Source organism: Staphylococcus sp. HMSC069E10 (assembly GCF_001809205.1).
GTDB classification, from domain to species: Bacteria; Bacillota; Bacilli; order Staphylococcales; family Staphylococcaceae; genus Staphylococcus; species Staphylococcus hominis.
Genome location: NZ_KV796485.1, coordinates 75,007 through 87,572 on the forward strand (window position 1 = coordinate 75,007; position 12,566 = coordinate 87,572).

The 12,566-nt window shown below is 28.8% G+C and carries 14 protein-coding genes; 12 read left to right on the forward strand and 2 right to left on the reverse strand.

What is annotated here, in order from left to right; genetic code table 11:
• Nucleotides 1-217: 217 nt before the first annotated feature.
• From HMPREF2561_RS06940 to HMPREF2561_RS06960, 5 genes are all read left to right on the forward strand, one after another.
• Nucleotides 218-886 carry a Bax inhibitor-1/YccA family protein gene (locus tag HMPREF2561_RS06940; RefSeq protein WP_017175995.1) on the forward strand — a complete coding sequence of 223 codons (669 nt, stop codon included), beginning with the start codon at nucleotides 218-220 and terminating at the stop codon, nucleotides 884-886.
• 302 nt (nucleotides 887-1,188) lie between these two features.
• Nucleotides 1,189-3,327: a helix-turn-helix transcriptional regulator gene (locus HMPREF2561_RS06945; protein ID WP_049379648.1), complete on the forward strand. Its 2,139-nt coding sequence runs from the start codon at nucleotides 1,189-1,191 to the stop codon at nucleotides 3,325-3,327.
• A gap of 149 nt (nucleotides 3,328-3,476) precedes the next feature.
• Nucleotides 3,477-3,836, forward strand: a complete 360-nt coding sequence (locus HMPREF2561_RS06950) for a transcriptional regulator, SarA/Rot family (protein ID WP_017175993.1) — start codon at nucleotides 3,477-3,479, stop codon at nucleotides 3,834-3,836.
• Nucleotides 3,837-3,978: 142 nt separating this feature from the next.
• Nucleotides 3,979-4,695, forward strand: coding sequence for a YebC/PmpR family DNA-binding transcriptional regulator (locus HMPREF2561_RS06955; RefSeq protein WP_049379647.1), 717 nt, complete (start codon nucleotides 3,979-3,981; stop codon nucleotides 4,693-4,695).
• Entirely contained in the window at nucleotides 4,695-5,186 is a 492-nt protein-coding gene (locus tag HMPREF2561_RS06960) for a cupin domain-containing protein (RefSeq protein ID WP_017175991.1), read from the forward strand. Before HMPREF2561_RS06955 ends, HMPREF2561_RS06960 begins: the two co-directional genes overlap by 1 nt.
• Nucleotides 5,187-5,279: 93 nt before the next feature.
• On the opposite strand, the gene HMPREF2561_RS06965 is transcribed toward HMPREF2561_RS06960, so the two are convergent.
• A complete protein-coding gene (locus HMPREF2561_RS06965; RefSeq protein ID WP_049382104.1) occupies nucleotides 5,280-6,383 on the reverse strand; it encodes a 5-methyltetrahydropteroyltriglutamate--homocysteine S-methyltransferase in 1,104 nt (367 codons plus the stop codon).
• Nucleotides 6,384-6,597: 214 nt separating this feature from the next.
• Here HMPREF2561_RS06965 and HMPREF2561_RS06970 point away from each other — a divergent pair, with 214 nt between their 5' ends.
• The 3 genes from HMPREF2561_RS06970 to HMPREF2561_RS06980 all read left to right on the forward strand — a co-directional run bounded on the left by HMPREF2561_RS06970 (nucleotide 6,598) and on the right by HMPREF2561_RS06980 (nucleotide 9,369).
• A complete protein-coding gene (locus HMPREF2561_RS06970) occupies nucleotides 6,598-7,155 on the forward strand; it encodes a ribonuclease FAU-1 family protein (RefSeq protein ID WP_017175988.1) in 558 nt (185 codons plus the stop codon).
• Nucleotides 7,156-7,247: 92 nt separating this feature from the next.
• On the forward strand, nucleotides 7,248-8,102 hold the full coding sequence (locus tag HMPREF2561_RS06975; protein WP_070468574.1) for a LysR family transcriptional regulator: 855 nt from the start codon (nucleotides 7,248-7,250) through the stop codon (nucleotides 8,100-8,102).
• Nucleotides 8,103-8,148: 46 nt separating this feature from the next.
• Entirely contained in the window at nucleotides 8,149-9,369 is a 1,221-nt protein-coding gene (locus HMPREF2561_RS06980) for a sugar efflux transporter (RefSeq protein ID WP_017175986.1), read from the forward strand.
• A 185-nt stretch (nucleotides 9,370-9,554) separates the two neighbouring features.
• Here HMPREF2561_RS06980 and HMPREF2561_RS06985 read toward each other — a convergent pair whose 3' ends face one another.
• Nucleotides 9,555-10,244 carry a DUF1129 family protein gene (locus HMPREF2561_RS06985; protein ID WP_017175985.1) on the reverse strand — a complete coding sequence of 230 codons (690 nt, stop codon included), beginning with the start codon at nucleotides 10,242-10,244 and terminating at the stop codon, nucleotides 9,555-9,557.
• Nucleotides 10,245-10,366: 122 nt separating this feature from the next.
• On the opposite strand from HMPREF2561_RS06985, the gene HMPREF2561_RS06990 reads away from it, so the two are divergent.
• From HMPREF2561_RS06990 to HMPREF2561_RS07005, 4 genes are all read left to right on the forward strand, one after another.
• On the forward strand, nucleotides 10,367-10,819 hold the full coding sequence (locus HMPREF2561_RS06990) for a GNAT family N-acetyltransferase (protein WP_070468577.1): 453 nt from the start codon (nucleotides 10,367-10,369) through the stop codon (nucleotides 10,817-10,819).
• A gap of 67 nt (nucleotides 10,820-10,886) precedes the next feature.
• A complete protein-coding gene (locus tag HMPREF2561_RS06995) occupies nucleotides 10,887-11,264 on the forward strand; it encodes an SA0632 family lipoprotein (RefSeq protein WP_017175983.1) in 378 nt (125 codons plus the stop codon).
• 154 nt (nucleotides 11,265-11,418) lie between these two features.
• The gene (locus HMPREF2561_RS07000) at nucleotides 11,419-11,715 is read left to right on the forward strand and encodes a hypothetical protein (protein ID WP_049420405.1); all 297 of its coding nucleotides are present in this window, start codon (nucleotides 11,419-11,421) and stop codon (nucleotides 11,713-11,715) included.
• Between the two features lie 100 nt (nucleotides 11,716-11,815).
• Nucleotides 11,816-12,361, forward strand: a complete 546-nt coding sequence (locus HMPREF2561_RS07005) for a GNAT family N-acetyltransferase (protein ID WP_070468579.1) — start codon at nucleotides 11,816-11,818, stop codon at nucleotides 12,359-12,361.
• Nucleotides 12,362-12,566 lie beyond the last annotated feature (205 nt).

The following is a 12,566-nucleotide window of genomic DNA, read 5'->3' on the forward strand; positions in this document are numbered from 1 at the left end:
TTAAAAAGAAATTTGTAATATTTCTTACAGTAAAATTGAAGCAAGGACGTATCGTGTAAGAGGTAAGTTGAATTGTTTTTAATGATTTAAACTTGTAATAATTTTTGTATTTTCTTGATAAGATACCTACTTAAAAGTAAATAAATTATACTATTTTTTTATTCTCAACAAATATTGTACAATTAATGTAAGATACTATTTAAAAGAGGAGTATAAGATGCCGAGTTCTTCAAATTTAGTAAATCATCAACATCAAAACGCACGTTCAAAAGATAATACTCAACAAAACCATGCATATCGTAAAGTTTGGCTATTTTTTACATATTATTGGCTTATTTTTGGGATTGGCTGTTATTTAGGTCAATATTTGCCTGTAGAATGGCGACGTCCTTTATCAATCACATTATTTGTTATTGTATTAGCGACGTTATTTATTAAAAGAGCACGTAAATATGGTCTTATTATTTCGCATATCTATGCTATTATTATTGGCTTATTATCGTATGCAACATTTTCAATGTATATGCAAAATTTAGGCGCAGACGTTTTTTATAAAAATATATTGTTAGCCATTATAGCGTTCATTGTATTTGGAATATTGGGGTATTTTGTCATTAATGATGCTTCTAGCTTAGGTAAATATTTATTTGTAACATTAATTGCGCTTATTATTGCTAGTCTAGTTGGCTTATTTATTCGTAATTCAATATTCCATATCGTTATTACAATGGTTAGTTTAGTCTTGTTTTTACTATATACATTATTTGATTTTAATCGTATGAAACATGGTAGATTTACGCCAAGAGAAATGGGTTTTAATTTATTTCTTAATTTATTAAATATCATCAAAGATATATTGAATTTAGCAAATCGCTTTAAAAACTAGACATTCATATTTATAATAAGTTGAATATTTAGAAAAGATGTTCTCACATTGTTTTCAAAACATTTTAAATAAAGAGTAGTCTAAAGCTGTTTATTTTATTAAAGTAAGAAGGCAATTATAGAGCATCTTTTTTAAATAATTATGAAATGTATTTAATATAAAATTAAACTTAATTTAATTTTATACGTATTTTTGATTTAGTATTAATGTTGTGATAGATTTATATTTAAACACTTATAAATTAGCATTTTTATATAAACACATTAAAAGAAGGACTACCAAGATTAGAAAGAGGTTAGTATATGTCTAATGGGTATTTTCACGTACTTACTAAGCATGAATATCAAATGACACGTTGTCAAGATGGTATCATATTGCTGTTCCCAATAAAAGGTTCATTAGAAATTCAACATTTTGCCAAAAAAGTGACGATTAATAACGATATCTACGTTATAAACAATAAAGATATTTTTTCAATTAATAAGAATGAGAAAACAATAATGATTTATATTGCAAGTGATTGGTTTAAAGAAGAAGGATTTAATTTCTTTGATTATAAATATTCAATTAATTTAGTTAAATCTATTAATGCAATAAAAAAAGCATTATTACAGATAACAATGAATCATATTAATCATAAATCTGTTTCAGAAGATAACAAATACATAGTTGACATTGTTCAAATTATTGGAAGACAAGGTAGTGTTGAAATAGATATTGCTAATGATCAATATAATTATGCTTATTATGGGGAGTTAAGTGAAGTATTAGACTATATTAACGAAAATATTGAAAAGAAATTAACATTAAAAGACGTTTCATCTAATCTATTTACATCTAAATCTAATTTATCATCACAATTTACACAGTTGTTAAATATTAGTTTTAAAACTTATGTAGACACTTTGAAGATTGCAAATTCATTTGAATTATTATTGAAAACAAACGATACGATTAGTTTAATTAGTGAAAAAGTAGGGTTTAGTAATGCATCAAGTTATTCTAAAACGTTCAAAAGTTATATGGGAATGACACCAAATGAATATAGATCGTGTAATAAATATGAAAAAATGATTTTTATGGATTATGAAACTCATATTGATGATAGTTTACAAAATATAAGAGATATGATTCAGTCACAACAATATTATTATCAAAAGAAAACAGAACATAAAATATATATCGATTCAAAATTAGATACGTTTATTAAACCTTATCAATGTGTAGTACAGATCAATACGATTGAAGAAATAAAACTGTTATTTTTAGAGAAATATATCGATTATCTTGACGAGAGTCCGTCATTAATGATTTATGTAAGAGCGGATATGAAAGAAATAAAAGAACACTTCACTGTTAAAGAACTTCAGCGAATATTTGAATATATTATTAGAAAAAATCTAAATATAAGTTTTAAACTTGAGGATTTAAATCTAATTGACTTCCTTGAAATGACATATGAAAATGTATTAGATTATCTTGAAATAAACCAAGTTGAAGTAAATGTAAATCACGAATTAGGGATTGTTTTTGATTTAGAAAAGATTGATTTAAAAGCCATTTATCGTATGATATTAAAAATACAACATAAAACAAATCGGTTTTCTTTTGGATTAGAAATTAGTAACTTGCTAAATAATCCAGTTTTGTTTAAAACTTTAGAATCGCAAATTAAAAGAGTGAATTTCCAATTTCTGTTTATTGATAATTCAAAACTAAATCAACCCTATTTAATAGAAGATAATAATCGTTTATTAGTAAAGAATATATTACGATATCAAAATATACGTGAAATTTTAAATCACATTGATTTAGAAAATCAAAGAATCATATTTTTAAACGTTGAAAATCATGCGTTTTTAAATAGTGAATATAATGACTTAAATAGTAGTGCCCCGTTAATTGTAGAAACAAACATTAAATCAGCTCAACACTTTGATGGTATTGGTTTCAATTTTAGACAGGATAGTCATCAATTTAATGCTTTACATCTTTTTGATGAAAAAGGTTTTAAAACAATATTAGGGACAATGATGGCATATATCATGACGCTTAGTCAGGAACCAAAATACATTAAAGATCACTATATAGTGATTGAAAAAGAAAATAAATTCATACTATTTATATATGATTGGCGTGTTCTAGAAAGTGAATCACGAAATGCTAATTATGAAAAAACTGATATATATGTAGATTTTAAACATAAGACAAATAAAAATCATCTTATAAAAATTCAAAAGATTGATGATTATAATGGCAATATTAATCATATTATTACTGAAGACATACGTAATCGTTATCAATGGTCTAAAACATTCTTGAAGAAAGTAAATCATTTATTACATTCTTCTTTTAAAATTAGAGAACATGACTTTAATAAAGAGGCATTACAAATTAAACTTGATTATAACGGGCTTTATATAATTGAGATATATAAATAATAAATTTCATCTCAAAAAAGTTTTGCACAACAATATTTGAGTTTGTTGGTAAATTTAACAAAAAATTCAAAACAAATGCAAAAGACAGAACTCCAAAATTAAAGGATAATATATGTTGAATTGTTCGCTTTTATTGGAGGTGCAAATGCTTGAGTAACGATGAATTAAATCGCTTGCTGAAAATCTATAAACAATATAAAGCGTTGTCTGGATATATAGACAAAGAATACAAACTAACCTTAAATGATTTAGCTTTATTAAAATTAGCTTACGAATACACAGCAGACGATCAAATTTTAATGCAAACATTCTTAAAAGTTGCAATTGAAGAACTAGAATTAAGTAGAACAAAATTACTTGTTTCTATACGCAGACTAATAGAAAAAGAGAAATTAAGTAAGGTTCGATCAACAGAAGATGAACGTAAAATTTTTATCTATATGAACAAATCTAATATTGATCAATTTAATGCTTTATTTAATGATGTAGAAAGATTTTTAAGTAATTAACTAAATGAATTGGGAGAGTACTGACAGGGGGATGCTTTGTCAGTATTTTATTTTTTTAAAGAAGTAACATTTTTTCAATTTAGACAATAAATTATTAATACTATATAATAAGTAGTATTGAGTAAGAAAGCGAGATGACAATATGGGACGTAAATGGAATAATATTAAAGAAAAAAAAGCCCAAAAAGATAAAAATACTAGTAGAATATATGCAAAATTTGGTAAAGAAATTTATGTAGCGGCTAAATCAGGGGAGCCAGATCCTGAATCAAATCAAGCATTAAGACTTGTGCTAGAAAGAGCAAAAACATATTCTGTTCCAAATCATATTATAGATAGAGCCATTGATAAAGCTAAAGGTGGTGGAGATGAAAATTATGACCATCTACGTTATGAAGGATTTGGTCCAAGTGGCTCCATGATTATTGTAGATGCCTTAACTAATAACGTGAATCGTACAGCATCAGATGTTAGAGCAGCATTTGGAAAAAATGGTGGTAATATGGGTGTATCTGGTTCAGTAGCTTATATGTTTGACCATACTGCAACGTTTGGTGTCGAAGGAAAATCTGCCGATGACGTCCTAGAAACATTGATGGAACAAGATGTAGATGTAAGAGACGTTATTGAAGAAGATGGCTTGACGATTGTGTATGCAGAACCTGATCAATTTGCACAAGTACAAGAGGCACTACGTCAATCAGGTGTAGAAGACTTTAAAATTGCAGAGTTTGAAATGTTACCTCAGACTGACATTGAACTTTCAGCAGATGATCAAGCAACACTTGAAAAACTTATTGATGCACTTGAAGATTTAGAAGATGTTCAAAATGTTTTCCATAATGTGGACTTAAAATAATGAAATACACGGCTTCGTTTTGGATACAATCGTTAGACTTGGAATCTCATCCAGAAGGTGGATATTATAAAGAAACTATTCGACCAGAGGGTATAAAGAAAGAAGAAAGGGCATCTTTTAGTAGTATACTTTTCTTATTAAAAGCAGATGATATCTCGCATTTTCATCGTATAGATGCTGATGAAGTATGGTATTATCATGCTGGTGTATCACTAGAGATACATATGTTAACTGAAGATGGCCAGTATCGTAGTGTCTTGTTAGGTCCAAATGTAGACCATGGAGAAGTGCTACAATATGTTGTTCCCAAAGGAACCATTTTTGCTTCGAGTGTACCTCATTCGGAAGGTTATAGTTTAGTAGGCTGTATGTGTCAACCTGCATTTGAATTTAAGTATTTTGAATTATTCACACAAGATGAGTTGATAGAAGTATATCCACAATATCGCCGAATGATTCAAAAATATGCATTGAAAAACATTGAGTATTAATAATTAGACACTTCATTCATCTAGTTAAGTATAACTACATGAATGAAGTGTCTTTTTTAAAAAGAGATAGAGGACACCATTGCTGACATGCTTCTATTCAGCAGTACCAAAAAGTTCATTAGCTAATTCTACAACATAAGCTAATTTGTTCCATTGCTCTTGTTCAGTTAGAGCATTCCCTTCTTCTGTAGAAGCAAAACCACATTGTGGACTAATACAGATATGGTCAATATTTACATATTGTTCTGCTTCTTTAATTCTTTTTTTAATTGTGTCTTTATTTTCCAATTCACCTGTTTTAGAGGTGATAAGTCCTAAAACTGCATAAGCATTGTCATTAAAGAAACGAAGCGGTTCGAAATCACCTGAACGTTCATCATCATACTCTAAAAAGAAACCATTTAAATTTTCTTTAAATAGGTAAGGGGCGATGGCTTCATATCCTCCAGAAATTGCCCAAGTTGATTTATAGTTACCACGACAAATATGAGTAGTCAGAATTAAGTCATTTGGCAGTCCTTCGATCGCTTTATTAATCACTTTATAGGCCAAATCACGTGCTTTTAGTTTTTCATCTTCAGAACGTTGACGACCTCTCACTTTTTGAGTACCGTCAGTTAAACCAGCCCAGTATACGTCATCTAATTGAATATAGCGCGCTCCTAAGTCATAAAATGCTTGTAGCGTTTCATGATAAACTTTGGCAATATCATTTGCAAAATCTTCTATATTAGGGTAAATCGTTTCATTTAAAATATTAGGGTGGAATAATTGATTTGGACTAGGTATTGATACTTTAGCAGTTGCGCGACCAGCCACTTTTTTATATAAAAACTTAAAGTGTTCAAAGTGTGGATGATTTGGATTAAATGATACTTTGTCCACAATTCTCACATTATGTGCACGTGTTTCTACACCTTCAAATTCTAATCCGTGGTCAGGAGTATATCCTTCTACGCCATTAATATTCTCTAGAAAATCAAAGTGCCACCAACTTCTACGAAATTCTCCATCTGTAATGCTATGTAAACCAATCTCAATTTGTTTTTCAATAATACGTTCGATTTCTTCGTCTTCAATACGTGTTAATTCTTCTAAAGATAATTCATTATTATTAAACTTAAATCTCGCTTCTTTTAGGCGTTTAGGACGTAATAAACTTCCCACGTGATCTGCTCGAAAAGGTCTAACTGTCATATATAAAACGCTCCTTTTATTTAGAATTTTCAGATAATATAGAATAAAACTATCAAATCTTAGTGTTTTTGTCAATTTTACCTAAAAATTTAATAGTTGTAGTAAAATGAAATTGAAAAATTAATAAATTTATATGCTAAAAGTAATAAAGCATGCCATAAGATGACATGGTTTACTTAGTTTAATATAATAATGACAAGGAGTTGGTGGCTTTATGAAAATTAAATACATAGATAAACGTCACTGGCGTCGCCTAATTGAACGTGATTACATAGAAGTTAAGGTAAATAATAATAGGTTTAAAGGTATTATTGGCTTGGTCACGATGAAAAAGGTGCGTGAGCCTTTAGAGGTGACGGTGGTCGATCAAAATGTAGTTGTAGTAGATAATAACTATAAATGGTTACAAATTTTGCCAGAAAAAAAACGCTATAGTATTACTGCAATGTTTGATGATAAGGGGAATCCATTAGAGTACTATTTTGATATTAACATTAAAAATATTACTCAAAAAGGGAACGCGAGAACATTAGATTTATTTTTAGATGTGCTGGTTTTACCATCCACTGGTGAATATGAGTTAGTAGATGAACATGATTTAGAACTAGCTTTGAAAAATGGACAAATTACGAAGAAACAATACCATGAAGCTTATATTATCGCTCATCAATTGATGATTGAGATTGAGGACAATTTTGCAGAGATACATCATCGAATTATGCATTGTTATAAAAAGATGATAGGTAAATTAAATAAGCATAAGAAAGCGTAATTATATTTCTTTAATACTAAAACAATAATGAAATAGTATCAATTTTATTTATCATCATAGCCGTATTCGTGGATAAACATAAGGGGGAAGCTATGAAAATTGAAGATTATCAATTACTAATTACATTAGATGAGACGAAAACGTTAAGAAAAGCTGCTGAAATTTTATATATATCACAACCAGCAGTCACGCAACGCTTAAAAGCAATTGAACATGCGTTTGGAGTAGAAATATTTATTCGTACTAAAAAACAATTAATTACTACTACAGAAGGTGCAATGATTATCGAACATGCACGTGATATGTTGAATCGAGAAAAAATGTTTTTCGATAAAATACAAGCACATATAGGGGAAGTAAATGGAACCATATCTATAGGATGTTCATCTTTAATTGGACAAACAATATTGCCCCGTGTATTGAGTTTGTATAATACACAATTTCCTAATGTAGAAATACAAGTTCAAGTGGGTTCAACAGAGCAAATTAGATCTAATCATAGAGATTATCACCTTTTAATTACTAGAGGGAATAAAGTAATGAATTTAAAAAATATCCATTTATTTGATGATGAACATTATTTTATTTATCCAAAAGAACGTCATGAAGATGTGTCAAAGTTACCATTTATTGAATTTCAAGCAGATCCAATATATATCAATCAAATTAATCATTGGTATAGTGAAAAATTTGGACAAGATTATCATGCTACCATTACAGTAGATCAAGTGGCAACATGTAAAGAAATGCTAATAAGTGGTGTAGGAGTAACTATTCTTCCAGAAATAATGATGAAGAATATTGATCATCACGTATTTGAATTTGAAAAAGTCAACATTGATGGTCTTCCGTTAATCCGCTCAACGTATATGAGTTATGATAGTAGTATATTGCAACTACCACAAGTTGATGCTTTTGTTTCTTTAATACTTAATTTTACTAAATAATAGTTAATCAATATTGCAATTTAAAAGAAGAATAGAGGTATAGTATATGTTTTCAGCACTATTGCATATTAAAAACTATAAATTATTTCTTATTAATATGATGCTCTTAGGAATGGGTATTGCCATTACAGTGCCATACTTTGTTTTATTCGCAACAAATGAACTAGGAATGTCGACAAATCAGTTTGGTGTTCTTTTAGCTTTGGCTGCAGTCAGTCAATTTACTGTAAATGCGATTGTTGCTAGATTTTCAGATACACATCATCTTAATCGGAAAATACTTATTATTTGTGCACTATTTATGGGAGCACTTAGTTTTTCTATATATTTTTACATCCATCATATATGGCTATTTATTATAGTATATGCGATATTTCAAGGATTATTCGCACCTGCAATGCCCCAATTATATGCATCCGCTAGAGAATCTATTAATGCGTCTTCATCAAGAAATAATGCGAAATTTGCTAATACTGTCTTAAGATCAATGTTCTCTTTTGGCTTTTTATTTGGTCCACTCATTGGTGCATATCTCATTCAATTTATGGGCTACGCAGGTCTATTTGGCGGCACAGTTATCATTTTATTATTTACACTGTTGTTACAAATATTCTTTTATAAAGATTTAAATCTGACTATAAACGAACAAGTTAAAGATACTGCTAGTATTGAAATAACTGCACCTAATATGTTAAAAGATAAAGCTTTATTTATTCCATTTATTGCTTTTATACTTCTACATATTGGTCAGTGGATGTATACAATGAATATGCCATTATTCGTTACAGAATATTTGAAAGAACGAGAAGGTTATGTAGGTACTTTAGCAAGTTTATGTGCCGGCTTAGAGGTGCCTTTTATGGTTATATTAGGGATTTTAGCATCCAAATTATCTACACGCACTTTGCTTATACTAGGAGCCATAAGTGGTGGTCTATTTTATTTTAGTATTGGTATATTTGAAAATATATATATGATGATGATAGGACAAGTATTTTTAGCATTTTATTTAGCGATTTTGTTAGGACTGGGTATTAGTTATTTCCAAGATATACTACCTGACTTTCCTGGTTATGCGTCGACTTTATTTGCTAATGCAATGGTAATAGGACAATTATGTGGAAATTTATTAGGTGGTGTAATGAGTCATTGGGTTGGATTAGAAAACGTTTTTTATGTTTCTGCCTTATCTATTTTTATTGGTATGATTTTAATATTGTTCACTAAAGATCAAAAGTTTACATCCTCAACTATGAATATACAATAATTAAAAGAAATGATTATGTATGAAAATAAAAGTCTGGGACTTTAAATCCTTCGACAAATGAAAAAGACCACTTTTTCTATTGAAATAATAGGAAAAGGGTCTTTTTTATAATTATTTAATTTATATGTCGCTCAAAGAGTTGTTATGTTTTTGAGAATAATGTTCTAGGCTCTTATTTCATATTTTTATAACACAGTATTTGAATCTTCATCAACAAAATGATGTTCTATATAGAAAGCAATAGGTGTAATAATTATAGAAATGATAATAAATGCCCAATTATTAATTTGAATACTAGGTCCATATGCTAAAAATGACTGTGGAATAAAAAATACATAAAATAGTGCTACTACTAGTAATGCAATAATACAGTAATTAAACCACCAAATCCAATGCGAATTATTAAAACACTGTAATTGAACAGTTTTAAAAACGACTAAAATAAAGAGAAATATAATAGTTAAACCAATGATGAGCGTAATGGGAAAGGTATATAAATATACTTCATTATGATTATCAGGAACAAAAAAACCGATAAACCCCTTAAAGAAAAAGAATATACCCATTAAAAAGATAAAATTTCTAAAAATAGATTTAACAATATTTTTAAATGTTTCATTTGGTAGGGATTTAAGTTGTTTTTTAGCGTGTGCTTTTGGGTCATGATCGAAAAATTCAAGAGCTAAAGTTCCATCATTTTCTGCGGCAAGTAACTCCTTCAAAATACGATTGAGCATGAGTTCACTATCATGCGGATTTACACGTAAATCTGATCTAATATAAGTCATATAGTTTTCAAAGATTTCTCGATCCGTATTATTTAAACGCATGGATTTCACGTTGTTTTCGCGGGCTAATGTTGCAGTCGATTTCATTTATTATCCCCTTAAAAATAAAAATGTTTAAAAGTTTTAAAAGTTGATTATTATATATTAAATATGAATAATCATATCATAGTTATGTAAAGAATATAATGTATAAATAGGGAGAATATAAAATGAGAAGTCTTTCAATTACTGATGATCAATTAATTGAGAATATTGCAAGTATTCATGAATATTACTTAGAAAAAAGTGGATTAAATTATCATGCTACAACGCTCTCTATAGCTTTAAGACAAGAAATGATTGAGAGAAGATTAAACATGAACCAAGATATTATTTATGTTATTGAGTCAAAACATGATTTTAGAGAACCTTCTGCTTTCATTTGGGGTCATTTTGAAACGAGTACGAAAGTGGTAACGATTGAAATGTTATATACACACCCTCATTGTCGAAACAGTGGGATAGCTACTAATTTAAAATTGGCATTAGAACAATGGGCGATAGAAAAAGATGCACATTCTATCGAAAGCACAGTGGATGCGAATAATGAACAAATGATTCATATCAATCATGAACAAGGATATGATATAACTCATGTTAAAATGCGAAAAGACTTAAAATAATAAAATGAATCATGCCACATTTCATGTTAAAATAAGTGTTATTGATATATATTTAAAGGAGAAATATATGAAGAAGTGGATTGTACTTTTACTATTAGCGACTTTAATATTGTCAGCATGTGGTAAAAGTGAAGAAAAAGTATCTTTAGAAAATGATATTAAACAGCTAGAAAAAGAAAATAAAGATTTAAAAAATGAAAAAAATAATCTAGAGAAACAAAAAGAAAAGCTCAATGCGCAACGAGAAAAGTTACAAAAAGAAGTAGATAGTTCTGTTGCCAAAGAATCAGTTAAACAAGAAACTGAAAAATCCAAAAAGGATAACTCAAGTCAAACGAATTTATCAAATGAAAGTTCTAGTAGTACTGAAGAACAAAGTAGTGACTCAAATAGTGAACAATCAAGTAATAATACAAGCTCTAGTTCGTCTACAGAGAACAACTAATATCGGTTTTAAAAGGCTGCAGGTTTGGCGATAGAATAAGAAGGGTAATAGTATTTAAATACATTTTGAATATAATATCCATATATTTGAAAATAAAGTTTAAAAATATAATAATAAAATTCAGCACATAATTTATAGTATTGGAGAGATAACTATGCATGAACATGATTTTCAAATTCTAGAGGGACGTGACCTTACACTTCCAGAATTAGGTAAAGAGATTGAAAATATTACTGGACGTACAGTAACTCATTCAACTGGAGACATTAAACGTGTTGTAGCACACTTGCCAAATTTTGAATCAGAAAGTGATACATTTGTAGCTACTTTTAAACTTAATCATCGTAATGATTATATCGATGCAACATTTGTAGCACCTAAAAATCAACGTAATAAGTTAAAAGAAATTCCAGTACATATCGAATTAATAAGTTATATTTCAAAAAATTAATAATTTTTTAATCAAAATGAACGAAACGAAGTGTGTTATGGTTATATACTCCATGTCACACTTTTTTCATAATTGTATTTGGGTAATGGAGTGTGGATAAATGGTTGTTTATATAGAAACAGAAAGATTGAGATTGCGTGATTGGGAAGAAAAAGATTTATTATCTTTTCAAAAAATGAATGCAAATCTTCAGGTAAGACGCTATTTTCCAAGTCTATTAAGTTATAGACGTTCAGAATTAGATATGCAACGAATGGATGATATTTTAAAAGAAAAAGGAATTGGGCTGTTTGCTGTTGAGCTTAAAGAGACAGGAGCATGGCTAGGATATATAGGGTTAAACTACTTACCAAAAGATAGTAAATATCCTTTTGAAAATTTACCTATATATGAAATTGGATGGCGACTTATCCCTGAAGTATGGGGGAATGGCATTGCTACTGAAGGTGCTATGGCTGTTTTAGAGTATGCAAAAGAAAAAGGCATAGAAGAAGTATTTAGTCTTACTGCTGAGGGGAATTTGGCCTCTCGAAAAGTAATGGAAAAAATTGGGATGTCATTATTTGATTATTTTGAACTACCTGACCTAAGTAAATATCATCCACTTAAAAGACATGTAAGATATCAAAAAAAGTTAAACATATAAATATTAATAAATAAATACTAGAAGATAAATAGAAACCCTAGAGGCTTTTAGCATATTAAAAGTTATGGACTACATTAAAAATGTGACGATAAAAAACAAATTTATTTCTAGTCCTAGACGCAAATATAGAAACACTTAACACGAAAGTCTCTATATTTGATGCCGAAACTAGGATGAGGCTGGGACATAATTCCTAACAAAATAG